We start from the raw sequence: 13612 nt of genomic DNA, 5'->3' as shown, positions 1-13612 counted from the left end.
CTGCGGGGCATCGGCGACCGGGGTATTGCCAAGGATGGAACGTCGAAACGCGTCATTCTGCGCGGCGATCAGCGCGGCTTCCCGCACAGGGTCAAGGTCGAGTGTGGTGGTCATGGGATATCTCCGGGACGGGCCAGCCGATCCGATATCGGCTGTAGGCAACCCGTCAGCCGGAAAGAGCCGCCCTCGATGTGAGGGCGGCCCAAAGCTCATGTGGCAATCAGATCGGTGTTTGCTTCGTCAGGCCGCATGCCCACTGAGGAAGGCGGGCAAGGATGACGGTTCGTCGCTCTCCGCCTCGGTCAGAGGATCGGTGGCGGGCACGTCCCCTTCGTCGGTCTCCGACGCATCACCAACCATGTCGGCACCGACGTCCGCCGCACCGGCAAACACCATGCCTTCGGGCAGCCAGCGTGTCGTCCTGGCGACCGTGGCGGCGTCGAAACCTTCCGTCTGCCCGGCCGTTTCCGCGAAAGCCCGCTCCATCGCGGCCGCGAGATCAGCCTTGCGCTCGCGATTGCGATCCTCGGCGTAATCCGCGCCGATCAGCTTGCGCGCCGTGGCCACTGCATGGCCCTTGTTGACCCGACCCCAGTAGTTCTGCGCGGTCGGGCGCCAGCAGGCCGCCAAATCGACGTCAAGACGCGCGCCAATCTCCTCGATGATCGGGGAGGGGCGATTGTCGGAGGAAAGCTGCGGTTTGAGCGCCAGACCTGATGCCCAGGCGAAGAGCGCCTGCTTGTCTGCGACAGGCAGCGCCGACATCGCACGGAAGTCCTCGGGCTTCTCCAGCTTCATCCAGTCGGTGGCGAGGTCCTGTTCCAGTGCCTCGAGCATCTTCTGGGCGACAGTATCCCCATGCAGCACCTCGCGGTTCTGCGCCTGGAAAGGCCGGATCGAGATGTCGAGCGCCTCGTTGTTGTAGGACCGCCCCAGAGCCTGCTCGCAGAGCGCATAGAGCATCGCATCGAACGCCACCTCGAAATCCGCCGCCAGATGCGCCCGCAGGATATGCTGGCGCGTCGCACGCAGATCGTCGGCGAGGCTCGCTGAAATCCCGTCCGCCTTGCGCAACGTCGCGGCCGGGTCGGAGCTCGGCACCGGCGTGGAGGAGGTCGGCGGCGTCACGTGTGGGTGGGCAGGGGAGGGGGCGCCATCCGCATCTGCGGTGGTCTCGTCAGGTTCGGGCGCGGCGGGAATATCCTCGGGCCGCACGAGGCCCTTCTCGACGCGCAACGCCCCGTCATGGCCGATGGTCAGAACCACGCCGGCGATGGCGCGATCCTCGTCGGCATAGGGCTGCCGTTCGCGCTGAAGGGCTTCAATCTCACGCAAACGCGGCTCGATGGCATAGTATTCGTCGGTCTCGGCGTCCGTCCAATCCTCACCGTCATTCTGCGCCGCCAGTTCTTCTTCGCGTGCGACGAGACGCTCTTCTTCGGCAAGCAGGTCCGGATCGGGTTCGATGTCCCGCGGATAGACCCGCCCGAAACTGCGAAACGCGCCGTAATCCACCGAGAGATGCACCTCGACCCATTTCCACTCCGCCTCGAAGGGTTTGGCCGCAGCCTGCAGTTTTTCGATGGCGAGACGCTCTAGGAGCTCGGGGTTTTCCATATGGGCGCTGGCACGATCGTCGAAGAGATCGCGCAGCAGGACGCCACCGGCCGCCTCATAGGCCTCGATACCGACAAAGCGCCCGAGGGCCGAGTTGGCGGAATGCGCGGTCTCGGTCAGGTGGCGTTTGATGCTCTGGGGATGGATGTGATAGCCGCCCTTTACCGCGTTCCAGACCGCCAGTTGGCGATCATGGTCGTCGGTCAGCGTGAAGGCCATCACGCATTCGAGGGTCAAATCGCCCGCGCGAAACTGCTCGATGATCTCCGGCGCGACACGGGCGAGTTTGAGGCGGCGGCGCACCAGGTCGACGGAAACGCCGAACTTCAGCGCAATCTCGTCCTCGCTGCGTCCCTCGGCGATCATCGCCTCAAAAGCCTCGAATTGGTCAGCCGGATGCATCGCTACCCGCTGGAGGTTTTCTGTGGCGGAGGTGAGGATGGCATTGCGCTCATCTTCGACGAGGCAGGGCACAGGATGATCTGCGGGGATGATACCGTCATCGGCAAGCTGCTTCAGCGCCTTGAGACGGCGACCACCAGCATCGACCGCAAAACGTGTCTCTGACAGCGCATGGACCACCAGATTTTGCTTGATGCCAGTCTCTCGAATACTTGCGAAGAGTTCCGCGTCATCCTTCTCACTTGTGGCGACTTTGCGGACATTGAGCGGGCTGGGTTCCAACTGGTCGAGCGGGATCAGGCGGATATCGGAAGCGCTGGCGGGCGTTGCCAATCCGGCGGCTTCGGTTTTCGTCGCGGTGGCGGGTTTCGGTCCGGTAGTGGTCTTGGCCATGGTCAGGGTCCTTGTCACGCCGGGCCCGGATGAGACTCTCTCTATCCTTTCAAGCCCGGCACCCGGGCTTCCCTTTCTTTGGCTCTTTTTCAATGAGAGTTGAACATTTAAAGATATTCCAGCACTCAGATCTCCTTCATTCGGTTGGACCATACAAATATTTTAACTTACCCGAACCGAGGGGGAATTCGATCCGTGAAAGTGGAAGCGGATCGATCTCGAGTTCCGCTCCTTTGATTTTGCGATCCTAAGTTTAAGAGAAGATCACCTGAATATCAGTATACTCAGCGAGACCCTCTTCGCCAAACTCGACCCCAAGGCCAGATTGCTTAACCCCACCGAAAGGCGCGTTTGGCTGGATGGCACCGTGCTTGTTGATCCAGACCGATCCGCATTCCATCCGCTTGGCAAGTTCGCGGCCTTTCTCGATGTCGGAGGTCCAGATCGAGCCTCCCAGACCATTGTTTGAGTCATTCGCCGCCGCGATGGCCTTTTCCACATCCGTGTAGCGGATCACAGGAAGCACCGGGCCAAACTGCTCCTCGGTGACCAGAAGGTTGTCTTGCGACAGGTCGGCGATGATGGTGGGCGGAAAGAACAGACCCTCGCCTGGCACGCCGCCGAGAAGCACCCGGCCCTCAGACTCGCCCGCATCGACAAGCCGCCGCACCTTGTCGAATTGCATGGCGTTCTGAATCGGCCCAAGGACGCTGTCCTCGTTCATCCCGTCGCCGACCGGAATGTTCTTGGCAAAGGCGACCAGGTTTTCGCAGACCTCGTCATAGATCGAGTCGTGTACATACAGGCGCTTCATGGCCGCGCAAGTCTGGCCGTTGTTGATGAACGCGCCCCAAAACAGCCCCTCTGCAATCGCCTTGGGATCAGCATCGGGAAGGACGATACCGGCGTCATTGCCGCCCATCTCCAGCGTTAGACGCTTCATGGTTTCGGCGGCCGATTGCATGACCTTCTGACCCGTCGCGCAAGAGCCGGTGAAAACGATCTTGCGGATGCCCGTGTGGGCCGACATGGCGGCTCCGAGGTTGAGCGCCTTGTCGTCGCCGGTCACGACATTGACCACGCCTGAGGGCAGGACCTCACTCATAATCTCCCCAAGACGTATGGTTGAAAGTGGCGTTAAGGGTGAGGGCTTGACCACCACGGTATTGCCGGTGCGCAGCGCCGGCATGATGTGCCAAATCGCGATCATCACGGGGAAGTTCCACGGGGTGATGGAGCCGACCACGCCAAGGGGTTTACGGTGCAGTTCGACATGGCCCTCGTTATTGTCTTGAAGGATCTTGACTGGCAGCGACAGGCTTGCGGAATAGCCGGCCCAAGCCTGCGCGCCACCGAGTTCCCAGCGCGAGCCAAGTCCGTTCAGAGGCTTGCCCTGTTCCTTGGTGATCAGAACGGCCAGCTCCTCGGCATGTTCGCCAATCGTGGTCGCGACCTTTTCACAATATGCTTGAAGCTCGTCAGAAGACAGTTTGGACCAAGTTTTAAATGCGGCTTGTGCAGCGGCCACTGCAATATCGAGATCGGCGAGCGAGGCGTTCGGGGCATATCCTGCTACCTCACCCGACGAGGGGTTGAGGACAGGAAAGGTCGCCCCATTTGTGGACATGGGACGTTCGGGGCTTAATGTCGTGGACATGGTGGAATTTCCTCTGAAGAAGTGCAAAACGCGGGATAGGAATTGGCCAACAGGCTCGCTGCCAACTTTCCCATGCAACGCGGATTTGTGCTGTGAACCCCGCGTCATGCCGCAGCCTGCTTTGTGAGATTGACCGGATGGTGAAACATATGACACCCATTCGGCGAGTAGTTCGGCACATCGCTGGCAACTTCCGACCCCTCTTCCGAAAACAGGGCCTTCTGCATGTCGTCAGGCGACGCGAAATAGGCGCGAAAGACACAGAAGGGCGAGTGCGCACCTTCCCTAAGCGGCGAAGGATAGGCCACTTCGTAGGAAATCAGACCTGGGAGTCGCTGCGCAAGTGGGAGATGCCTCGTATCGTAATAGTTCCTAAAGTAGTCCGGGTCGACCGGGGTGGGATATTCAACGCAAAGACAATACATAGATCCCTCCTTTTATGAGATGAGGCATTGCCGTCAAACGACGCCGCGGGTCCCTACAGCGAGGTCACCTCTGTCACGGCGCGATTTTGCGACGATTATTGCCTGACGCCCAATCGCCACCAGAGCGATCATGTTCAGCACGCCGAACACATACGCCGGAGCGAGTCCGATGAAGCTGAAAATGTTGGACGGGCCGATTGGCGTGTCGCCAAATGCTAGGGCCCGGTTCGGCGAAAAGTTGGATCCCCAATAGAAAACAACGTTCGACCAACCGTCCAGCATGACGATCCAGCCCCAAATCTTACCCCATTTTTCCGAGAAATTCAGATGAGGTATAACAAATGCGACTGCGATTGTCATAAGACCGTTCAAGACTGGCCCGGTATGGGTTCCGCGCCATCCATGTTCGGTGCCGGGCAGTTGAAAGGAGACGAAAAAGCCCGGGACAATCTCGAAGCCGCCCAGCAAGAACATCCAGTAGCCAAGCCCACCCACCAGTGCAGCAAAAATCATCAGTACACCGTTCCCGGCCATAATGTCGCGGAGTGTAAGCTTCCACGGTTCGACGTGTTCGTCAGTCATAGTATCCTCCCTTAGTGTTGATGGTCCGTGACATTTTTTCTACGAACCCGGAAATCTCAGGCTGGCACCCGTTTGTTGGCGTCGGTCAGGCCGCGAAAGCTACCGCCATGGTAAACCAAGGGCGTGATACCCTGAACCTTGGCGCCAACTACGCGACCGAATATTACTGCATGCGTCCCGGAATTGACGATCTCTGAAATTTCGCATTCCAAGGCGGTTGCGCCATTCAGAACTGGCATCCCCAGGACATCTCCATTTGCCCAAGCCGACGACTCAAACCGATCATCGCCTTGAAGCCCACTTCGCCCGGCGAAAGTTTCAGCAGTGTTCTGGTGTTCATAATCGAGAATATTGACTGCGAAATGACCCGCGTCGCGGATCATCTTGAAGGTCCCGGTGTTTTGGTTAGTGCAGGCCAGAATTGTTGCGGGCTCTGCGCATACTGAACAGACAGCGGTCGCTGTGATGCCTCGGCGCTCCTCTCCGAGGCGAGTGGTTACGATGTTTACCCCCGCAGCCAATTCAGCGAGAGCCGCGCGAAATGTTTGATCATCAACCATGATCTTCTCCTTTTTTCTTGCTTGCCCTGTGAGAAATGATGAGCGTCAATGCTTTTAAATTTAAAAGTGTACGACGACGCCCGCAGTTACGATCAGGGGATCAAGCGTAATGTCTGCTTCTGCTGGCACCCCACCAACGGTACCACGCGCCTTGGTCTCAAGTGCGATGTACTTCGCATCGAGGAACCATCCCGTCTTGTTGCCCAAGGGTCCCTCAATTCCAGCCTGAATGATCGGCGCAAACGCATTGTCCACGTCGAAGCCATCAATCGCGCCATCACTCGTGTCAAAAATAATCGTATAATTCACGCCGCCGCCGACATAGGCATCAAGCCATTGCCGAATTCAGGGAAATGATAGAGTCCGGTCAATGTGGCCGGCCCATAAGTGACCTTGCCCAATTCGAGGCCAGAGAGTGGCCCTGAACCGTTCAAGGTGGCGGTGGGTGGGATACCAACAGTTAACTCTGCCGAAAAACGCTCCGAAAAGCGATATCCGATGCCAATTGTCGGCGTCAAATCATCGTCAGTGGTGAAGCTCGCGCCCGGAACCGTAGCACCTCCCAGTGAAATGTCGGCGCTTTCATTCATCCCGATATGCGACAACCCGAGCCGTAGCGACCAGGGCCCAGCATCCTGAGCCTGCACATGTGTGGCGGTTGCAGCAAGCAGTGCTGCCGCGCAGATTAGTTTGGTTTTCATAATCTATTTTTTCCTAGCAAAACCCTGGCAAAAACTGGCGCAGGTTGCACGCTGCACCGATTTTCCTCACTCGGCCGCCATCGCCTGCTGTGCGCTTGCTATGGTGGACCTCACACGCTCAGGGCTGGAGAAGATATCCCACTGACGCTCAGGATGGTTGAAGCCTTCGGTGAACTGATCTGCCAGTGCGCGGTTTTGCGCCATGCCGCCGATGAACTCCAACAGACTCGGATCGAGAGACGCCAAATTGTCGAGCATGTAGTTTGTCCAGCGGGTTGCGCATACGACGCGGTCGCCACGGCGTGCATCGAACTTCTCTAGGAAGCGCTGGTCGAAGACGTCGTTTTCAACGATCTCCTCACCAAGAATGACCGCAGCATAGGATGCCATATTGGCCCCTTGCCCCAGCACCGGATCAACGACAGCATGGACGTCACCCAGGGCAATTGCCAACTTTCCATTGCCAAGCCGCGTGTGGCTCTTGCGAACAGTGGGGGTGACACCGCCCTGCAAAATATCCATTGGCGAATTGGCAAGATCGAACTCATCGCGATCAATGCGCGCATAAAGAGTCGGGTAGTGTGCTTTGATCTTCTCGAGCATCAGATCAAGGAACGCACGCGGGTCATCATCATATTTGGTGCGGGCGAGGATCTCAAGATCTCCGCCAATGTGGTTTTCAAAGACGAGAGCCTTGCAGAACCCGTTGAACGACCACGTCGGGATCTCGATAAGTTCGCCGGCGCCAGGAGAAAAATACATCGTCACAGCGCGCGTTTCGGTCTCAGCGATGCCTTTGAACAAACCGACGCAGAGCATTCGTTGCGGGCGTTCGTAAGGAGAGTAGCTGTCATCGCGGCCAAACATCTGTCCGATCGCGCCTTTGCCGGTACAAATTACGGTAAGGTCGCTCTCGTCAGAAATGCATTCGATCTGGTCATGCTCAACAGGACCGTAAACCACCTCGCCGCCGCGGTCGATATAGTCTTGCAAGAGCGCCGGCTGATAGATGCGGTAGTCGACGGCGCGGCTGGGTTGCGCCAAGTCGCCAAAGATATGGATCGGGTCCGGCGTGCCGATGTAGTAGTAGTGACCGAAATAGCCGTATTCCTTCGATGGCCAGTGATTGCATCCGAGTATATCCTCACGCTCGACCGTAACATGGTGGTGGGCGACCGTGTTCATCAATCGCGAACCTGCGTAGTCCTCGGGAGCACGGTCTGTGTACAGACGTGGTGTGATCCCTTTTTGCAGCAGGTAGAGCCCCAGTTGCAGCCCCGCAGTGCCCGCACCAATGATGGCAATTTTCTTTGTCATAGCTTCCTCCCTTGATCTCCTGTGTAAAAATAGATCGACAGGTCGGTCAATGAAAGATAAATTATCGCATATGACTTATCAAAAATGGAATAAATCGATATGAGCGATCGGCTTCAGGCCTACGAAATCTTCGCCGAACTCATGGATCGCAGGAATTTTTCCCAGACCTCACGAGCATTGAACGTTCCGCAGGCTACGGTCAGCAAGCAGATCGCCGCGCTCGAAGCCTCTCTGGGAATTCAGCTTTTCATTCGTTCCACCCGGCGAATGTACCCGACGAGAGAAGCGGAGGAACTGATACCTCATGTACGACACATGTTGGACGCCCGCGCCGAGGTGATGCGCGTCGCCCACGGAGAGCTCCCGCGTATCTCCGGGACCATGCGAATTTCTGCGCCGCATTCGTACGGTCGGCGAGTGCTGCTACCGCTCTTGATCGAGTTCCTGGAGCTTTATCCCGGGCTGACTGTCGATGTCACGCTACACCGCCGCCCCCCAGACCTGCTTGATGCAAAGCTTGACCTCGCCATCATTGGCACCCCAGCACTGGAAGGTCCGTACCGACAGCGCTTGCTCAGCAATCATCACTGGATTGTGGTGGGCGCGCCGGACTATCTGAGAAATCACGGGCGCCGTCGATTCCGCTCGAGCTAGAGCAGCATGCGCTCCTCGTGCCACGGGCTTACCCATCTGATGTGCTTACCTTCGACTCGGAGGACGGACGCCAGTCGATCACCATTTGCTCAAGGTTGCAGGGGAACGATGTCGATTTTGCTGAAGGCGCTGCATGGCAAAACGTCGGTCTGGCAATTTTACCGGATTGGATTATTCATTCTAAGCCAGCACTCGAACAAGTTTTACCCGACTATGTGCTGGCACCAATTCCGATCCGAATAGTCTTTCCTGAGGCCAAAATTTTCCCGCGTCGACTCCGTGCGCTCATAGATTTTCTGATCTCGCGTGTCGGCAGTATGTAACCGGGTTCAAGCAAATTACTAAAGAGTCATAAACAGGATAACGTGAAAACCGAATGACCGACCCTCTTCTCACCGTATCGCCCCCCCGCGCGCCCGATTTTATTGTGACGATATACGGCGACGTGGTTGAACCTCGCGGCGGAACGCTATGGATGGGCGCGCTCATTGAGTGTTGTGCTGAACACGGTATCAGCGAAAGCTTAGTGCGCACCGCCGTGTCGCGGCTCGTCAGTTCGGGACGGCTGGAGGGTGCGCGCTTGGGACGCAAAAGTTTTTACCGCCTCTCGACTGCTGCCCAAGCCGAATTTCGCGATGCCGCTCGCATTCTTTTCGATTCACCCCCGACACCCGAAAGCTGGCTCGTCGCGCTTCGTGAGCCCGATGCTTGCGGCGAAGCGCCATTCCCATGGGTGCGTCTAGCCTCGGGTGTTGCTCTGGCTCCAGCAAGGACCGACTTGCGCGCCATTGATGGCGTGATCTTTGAAGCGCATCCCGTGTCCGGACACATACCTGCATTGGCTGCGCAGAACTGGCCCCTGTGCGATGTCGCCACCGCTTACAAGCGTGTCATTGATCGCTACGCTCATCTGATGGAGCGGCTTGATGAAGCGACGGCCAGTGGGAGTACGGCATTGACATTGCGGCTAAGGCTTGTCGATGACTATCGGCGTGCCGCGTTGGCGGATCCGCAACTGCCACTGCATGCTTGCCCGGATGAATGGCCTGCCGATGCGGCCCAGGATCTTTTCACGCGATTGTATCTCGCGCTTTCTCCGGCAGCCGACAGGCATATTGCCGCGCAGTTCCAGAATCAGAGCGGATTTCTGCCACGCGATACCAAGGCCACGTTGACCAGACTTGCCCGGTTACGGGCGTCGCTTGCATGACTCGTTGGCAGCTTTAGCAGCGCTGCACCTCAAAACATCACAAAAAAAAATAATTCTGATTTACATGTGATGTTTGCTCATCTATATCAACGACCGATCGGTCGATCAATTTGAGGGGTGGACCGAATCGTGGCGGAGGAGATATATATGCCAGAAGCTTTCATCTGTGATGCGGTGCGGACTCCGGTCGGCCGATATGGCGGAGCGCTGTCAGGGGTGCGGGCGGATGATCTTGCCGCAATCCCATTGCGCGCGTTGATCGACCGCAATCCCGACGTGGATTGGGCACAGATTGATGACGTGATCTTGGGCTGTGCAAACCAAGCCGGCGAAGACAACCGCAACGTGGCGCGCATGGCGGCACTTTTGGCCGGTGTCCCGATCGAAGTGCCGGGCACCACCGTCAATCGTTTGTGTGGGTCGGGGATGGATGCCATCGGGCTTGCCGCCCGGACCATCCGCGCTGGCGATGGAGACATTTTGCTGGCGGGAGGCGTTGAAAGCATGAGCCGGGCACCCTTTGTGGTCGCCAAGGCCACATCGGCGTTTTCGCGCAATGCCGAGATTTACGATACGACCATCGGCTGGCGGTTCAAAAACCCCAAGATGGACACAGTTTTTGGCACGCATTCAATGCCGGAAACCGCTGACAATGTGGCCGAGGAGTACGGCATAAGCCGCGCCGATCAGGATGCGTTTGCTGCGCGCAGTCAGGCCCGTTGGGCCAAGGCTCAGGCGGCTGGTGTGTTTGCCGAGGAAATAGTCCCAGTCCGCATCCCGCAACGCAAGGGCGATCCGCTGATTGTAGACACCGATGAACATCCGCGCCCGGGTACGACGGCTGAGAGCCTTGCGAGATTGCGTGGCGTGAACGGCCCGGAACTGAGCGTGACAGCGGGCAATGCCAGCGGCGTGAATGACGGCGCTGCGGGTGTGATCGTTGCCTCAGAAGCTGCGGCTAAGGCCAATGGTCTGACGCCTAAGGCGCGCGTTGTCGCCATGGCGGCGGCAGGTGTTGCGCCGCGCATCATGGGGGTGGGACCGGTGCCCGCAACACACCGGGTTCTGGCGCGTGCGGGAATGAGCCTTGAACAGATGGACGTGATTGAATTGAATGAGGCCTTTGCCGCACAGGGGCTTGCCGTGCTGCGCGAACTTGGCCTGTCCGATGACGCCGCCCATGTAAACGCAAATGGTGGGGCCATTGCGATAGGTCACCCGCTGGGTATGTCAGGCGCGCGTCTGGTTCTGACGGCGACCCGACAACTCCACCGCACGGGTGGGCGCTATGCGCTTTGCACCATGTGTGTGGGCGTCGGGCAGGGTATCGCCATGATTATCGAACGTATTTGAACCTTTTAGGGAGGCACGACTATGTATGCACAGATGGTGGAATCGGAAGGCATGAAGTCCCCGGAGGGGATGACCCCCGAGGAACGCGTCTTTCAGGAGCGGATCGACCGCAACGAAAAAATCGAACCAAAGGAATGGATGCCGGAGGGTTACCGTAAAACGCTGATCCGCCAGATCGGTCAACACGCCCATTCGGAAATCGTCGGCCAACTGCCTGAAGGGAATTGGGTGACACGCGCGCCGACGTTGGAGCGTAAGGCCATCCTTTTGGCCAAAGTGCAGGACGAAGCGGGGCATGGGCTATATCTTTATTCTGCCGCCGAGACGCTGGGTGTGTCGCGTGATGATCTCACCGAAAAACTGTTGTCTGGCGCGATGAAATACAGCTCGATCTTCAACTATCCCACGCTGAATTGGGCCGATATGGGCGCTGTGGGGTGGCTGGTCGATGGTGCCGCCATCATGAACCAGGTGCCGTTGCAACGCACGTCTTATGGCCCCTATTCCCGCGCGATGATCCGCATTTGCAAGGAAGAGTCGTTCCACCAGCGACAGGGCTATTCCATCATGATGAAGATGGCGAATGGCACACCCGAGCAAAAAGAAATGGCCCAAGATGCGCTTAATCGCTTTTGGTATCCGGCGTTGATGATGTTCGGTCCTTCGGACAAGGATTCGGTGCATTCCGCTCAATCTCTGGCGTGGAAAATCAAGATCGATACCAATGACGAGCTGCGCCAGAAGTTTGTCGACCAAACGGTGCCGCAGGCCGAATACCTTGGTTTGAGCGTGCCGGACCCGGATCTCAAGTGGAACGAAGAGCGTGGGGATTACGATTTTTCACAACCCGACTGGGCCGAGTTTTTCGAGGTGATCAAAGGCAACGGCCCCTGCAACGAAGAGCGTCTTGGCGCGCGGAAAAAAGCCTGGGACGACGGGGAATGGTTTCGCGACGGGCTGGTTGCCTATGCAGACAAAGCCGTACAGCGGCGGAAGACGGCCGGCCTGGCTGCCGAGTGAACACAGTGGAGTGAGGAGGACACGACATGTCAAAAAAAGAATGGCCCCTTTGGGAAATTTTTATTCGAGGCCAGCACGGTCTGAACCACCGCCATGTGGGCAGCCTGCACGCGTCGGACGCAGAAATGGCGATCAACCATGCCCGTGACGTTTATACGCGTCGCAAGGAGGGTGTTTCGATCTGGGTCGTGCCGTCGGCGGCAATCACCGCATCGGCCCCGTCGGATAAGGGGCCGCTGTTTGATCCGGCGGAAAGCAAAGTTTATCGCCACCCGACCTTTTTCGATATTCCCGACGAAGTGGGGCATATGTGATGTCGGCCGTGAGTGAACGGGAACCGGGCGTGGCTGGATCGGCTTCGCAGGATCCCCAGGATTCCTATGTGACGGACGAGGCATTCAAACCCGTCTTTTTTGATTGGCTTTGTCGGATCGGGGACAACACTTTGGTGCTTGGCCATCGGACCTCGGAATGGTGCGGTCATGGGCCCGCACTGGAAGAGGATATTGCGCTGGCCAACACCGCGCTTGACCTGATTGGCCACACTCAAATGTGGCTGGGTCTCGCCGCCGAGGTCGAAGGCAAAGGCCATACCGCAGACAATATTGCCTATCTTCGCGACGCGATGAAGTTCCGAAATGTGCAGCTTGTCGAAGTGCCCAACGGTGACATCGGACAGACGCTGATGCGTGAATTCTTATACGATGCCTGGCACTATGAGCTGCTGACGCGGCTCACCACATCTGCAAGCCCGCGCGTGGCAGAGATTGCCGTGAAAGCGTTGAAAGAGGTGGCCTATCACCTTGAGCGCAGTTCCGATCTGGTGATCCGGCTCGGGGACGGAACGGACGAAAGCCATGTTCGGATGCAGGCCGCGCTTGATCACCTTTGGCCCTATACGGGCGAGTTGTTTTTGGAGGATGACGTGGACGCGGCAGTTGCCAAGGCCGGGATCGCACCGCGCCCTTCCGAGATCAAAGACGCATGGACCGCGACCTTGCGTGAGGTGTTGAACGAGGCGACCTTGTCCCTGCCGGAACGCTCGGCCGATGTACACCGCGGCGGCAAGCAAGGGCGGCACACCGAGCATCTGGGCTTTATTCTGGCGGAAATGCAGTTTTTGCAGCGGGCCTATCCCGGGGCTGCATGGTGATCTGAATGAATCGCACACTGCCCTCCGTTGATCAAGTTTGGGACTGGCTTGGTGAAGTACCTGACCCGGAAATTCCGGTGATCTCGGTGACAGATTTAGGTATCATCCGCGAGGTCGCCTATGAGGGCGACACGTTGATGGTGGCGGTTACGCCAACCTATTCCGGTTGCCCCGCTTTGGCGGTGATCGATTTTGACATCGAGACGCATCTGCGTAGCAAAGGCATTGAAAAACTGCGGCTGGAACGGCGCCTGTCGCCGCCTTGGACCACCGATTGGATCACCCCCGCAGCGCGCGACAAACTTAAGGACTATGGCATTGCGCCACCGGTCGACGGGACCGCATCAGATGGTCATCTGGCGGCGCGCGCCGAGCGGCTTGCGGGGGGGGCAAACCTTGTCATTGCATGTCCGCGCTGTGGCTCGACCCACACCGAGAAAGTCAGTCAGTTCGGTTCCACACCGTGCAAGGCCAACTACCGCTGCAAGGACTGTCTTGAGCCGTTTGACTATTTCAAATGCCACTGAGGCCGACGTCGGGGCGACTTAAATCGCCCTGTTCATCATTT

16 protein-coding genes are annotated in these 13612 nt (G+C 58.0%); 8 read left to right on the top strand and 8 right to left on the bottom strand.

Going from position 1 to position 13612, the window contains the following annotated elements; genetic code table 11:
* Positions 1 to 240: 240 nt before the first annotated feature.
* The 8 genes from C8029_RS19600 to styA form a co-directional block, all read right to left on the bottom strand.
* The gene (locus C8029_RS19600; protein WP_107722862.1) at positions 241 to 2412 is read right to left on the bottom strand and encodes a ParB/RepB/Spo0J family partition protein; all 2172 of its coding nucleotides are present in this window, start codon (positions 2410 to 2412) and stop codon (positions 241 to 243) included.
* 253 nt (positions 2413 to 2665) lie between these two features.
* Positions 2666 to 4069, bottom strand: coding sequence for an aldehyde dehydrogenase family protein (locus tag C8029_RS19595; RefSeq protein WP_152003550.1), 1404 nt, complete (start codon positions 4067 to 4069; stop codon positions 2666 to 2668).
* Between the two features lie 104 nt (positions 4070 to 4173).
* Positions 4174 to 4494: an EthD family reductase gene (locus C8029_RS23055; RefSeq protein WP_107722860.1), complete on the bottom strand. Its 321-nt coding sequence runs from the start codon at positions 4492 to 4494 to the stop codon at positions 4174 to 4176.
* A 33-nt stretch (positions 4495 to 4527) separates the two neighbouring features.
* Positions 4528 to 5076, bottom strand: coding sequence for a styrene-oxide isomerase StyC (styC, locus tag C8029_RS19585; protein WP_226946403.1), 549 nt, complete (start codon positions 5074 to 5076; stop codon positions 4528 to 4530).
* Positions 5077 to 5132: 56 nt separating this feature from the next.
* A complete protein-coding gene (locus C8029_RS19580; protein WP_107722932.1) occupies positions 5133 to 5636 on the bottom strand; it encodes a flavin reductase family protein in 504 nt (167 codons plus the stop codon).
* A gap of 60 nt (positions 5637 to 5696) precedes the next feature.
* Positions 5697 to 5945, bottom strand: coding sequence for an OmpW family outer membrane protein (locus C8029_RS23170; protein ID WP_193217694.1), 249 nt, complete (start codon positions 5943 to 5945; stop codon positions 5697 to 5699).
* A complete protein-coding gene (locus C8029_RS23165) occupies positions 5942 to 6337 on the bottom strand; it encodes an OmpW/AlkL family protein (RefSeq protein WP_152003548.1) in 396 nt (131 codons plus the stop codon). Before C8029_RS23165 ends, C8029_RS23170 begins: the two co-directional genes overlap by 4 nt.
* 66 nt (positions 6338 to 6403) lie before the next feature.
* On the bottom strand, positions 6404 to 7654 hold the full coding sequence (styA, locus tag C8029_RS19565) for a styrene monooxygenase subunit StyA (RefSeq protein ID WP_107722930.1): 1251 nt from the start codon (positions 7652 to 7654) through the stop codon (positions 6404 to 6406).
* 99 nt (positions 7655 to 7753) lie between these two features.
* On the opposite strand from styA, the gene C8029_RS22825 reads away from it, so the two are divergent.
* From C8029_RS22825 to paaD, 8 genes are all read left to right on the top strand, one after another.
* Positions 7754 to 8308, top strand: a complete 555-nt coding sequence (locus C8029_RS22825) for a LysR family transcriptional regulator (protein ID WP_152003547.1) — start codon at positions 7754 to 7756, stop codon at positions 8306 to 8308.
* 17 nt (positions 8309 to 8325) lie between these two features.
* Positions 8326 to 8631: a type 2 periplasmic-binding domain-containing protein gene (locus C8029_RS23050; RefSeq protein ID WP_353617622.1), complete on the top strand. Its 306-nt coding sequence runs from the start codon at positions 8326 to 8328 to the stop codon at positions 8629 to 8631.
* Between the two features lie 53 nt (positions 8632 to 8684).
* Positions 8685 to 9518: a PaaX family transcriptional regulator gene (locus C8029_RS19550; protein WP_107722928.1), complete on the top strand. Its 834-nt coding sequence runs from the start codon at positions 8685 to 8687 to the stop codon at positions 9516 to 9518.
* A 147-nt stretch (positions 9519 to 9665) separates the two neighbouring features.
* Positions 9666 to 10871 carry a 3-oxoadipyl-CoA thiolase gene (pcaF, locus tag C8029_RS19545; RefSeq protein ID WP_107722927.1) on the top strand — a complete coding sequence of 402 codons (1206 nt, stop codon included), beginning with the start codon at positions 9666 to 9668 and terminating at the stop codon, positions 10869 to 10871.
* A gap of 21 nt (positions 10872 to 10892) precedes the next feature.
* Entirely contained in the window at positions 10893 to 11891 is a 999-nt protein-coding gene (gene paaA / locus C8029_RS19540; protein WP_107722926.1) for a 1,2-phenylacetyl-CoA epoxidase subunit PaaA, read from the top strand.
* Positions 11892 to 11917: 26 nt separating this feature from the next.
* Positions 11918 to 12205 carry a 1,2-phenylacetyl-CoA epoxidase subunit PaaB gene (gene paaB / locus C8029_RS19535; protein ID WP_107722925.1) on the top strand — a complete coding sequence of 96 codons (288 nt, stop codon included), beginning with the start codon at positions 11918 to 11920 and terminating at the stop codon, positions 12203 to 12205.
* Between the two features lie 68 nt (positions 12206 to 12273).
* Positions 12274 to 13044: a 1,2-phenylacetyl-CoA epoxidase subunit PaaC gene (gene paaC / locus C8029_RS19530; RefSeq protein ID WP_226946402.1), complete on the top strand. Its 771-nt coding sequence runs from the start codon at positions 12274 to 12276 to the stop codon at positions 13042 to 13044.
* Between the two features lie 5 nt (positions 13045 to 13049).
* On the top strand, positions 13050 to 13571 hold the full coding sequence (paaD, locus tag C8029_RS19525; RefSeq protein WP_107722923.1) for a 1,2-phenylacetyl-CoA epoxidase subunit PaaD: 522 nt from the start codon (positions 13050 to 13052) through the stop codon (positions 13569 to 13571).
* Positions 13572 to 13612: the final 41 nt, after the last annotated feature.

The sequence above is a fragment of the Roseobacter sp. TSBP12 genome (genome assembly GCF_009129705.1).
Lineage (GTDB): Bacteria > Pseudomonadota > Alphaproteobacteria > Rhodobacterales > Rhodobacteraceae > Celeribacter > Celeribacter baekdonensis_A.
Note: the sequence above shows the minus strand (reverse complement) of the source record. Positions and strands in the feature narration are given on the sequence as shown.

Bases quoted from the DNA above. Each gene is read 5' to 3' on its own strand.
- pcaF (WP_107722927.1), top strand. From the start codon at position 9,666: ATGCCAGAAGCTTTCATCTGTGATGCGGTGCGGACTCCGGTCGGCCGA.
- C8029_RS23055 (WP_107722860.1), bottom strand. From the start codon at position 4,494: ATGTATTGTCTTTGCGTTGAATATCCCACCCCGGTCGACCCGGACTAC.
- C8029_RS19600 (WP_107722862.1), bottom strand. From the start codon at position 2,412: ATGGCCAAGACCACTACCGGACCGAAACCCGCCACCGCGACGAAAACC.
- paaA (WP_107722926.1), top strand. From the start codon at position 10,893: ATGTATGCACAGATGGTGGAATCGGAAGGCATGAAGTCCCCGGAGGGG.
- C8029_RS22825 (WP_152003547.1), top strand. From the start codon at position 7,754: ATGAGCGATCGGCTTCAGGCCTACGAAATCTTCGCCGAACTCATGGAT.
- paaB (WP_107722925.1), top strand. From the start codon at position 11,918: ATGTCAAAAAAAGAATGGCCCCTTTGGGAAATTTTTATTCGAGGCCAG.
- C8029_RS19595 (WP_152003550.1), bottom strand. From the start codon at position 4,069: ATGTCCACGACATTAAGCCCCGAACGTCCCATGTCCACAAATGGGGCG.
- paaD (WP_107722923.1), top strand. From the start codon at position 13,050: ATGAATCGCACACTGCCCTCCGTTGATCAAGTTTGGGACTGGCTTGGT.
- C8029_RS23165 (WP_152003548.1), bottom strand. From the start codon at position 6,337: ATGAAAACCAAACTAATCTGCGCGGCAGCACTGCTTGCTGCAACCGCC.
- C8029_RS19550 (WP_107722928.1), top strand. From the start codon at position 8,685: ATGACCGACCCTCTTCTCACCGTATCGCCCCCCCGCGCGCCCGATTTT.
- styC (WP_226946403.1), bottom strand. From the start codon at position 5,076: ATGACTGACGAACACGTCGAACCGTGGAAGCTTACACTCCGCGACATT.
- C8029_RS19580 (WP_107722932.1), bottom strand. From the start codon at position 5,636: ATGGTTGATGATCAAACATTTCGCGCGGCTCTCGCTGAATTGGCTGCG.
- styA (WP_107722930.1), bottom strand. From the start codon at position 7,654: ATGACAAAGAAAATTGCCATCATTGGTGCGGGCACTGCGGGGCTGCAA.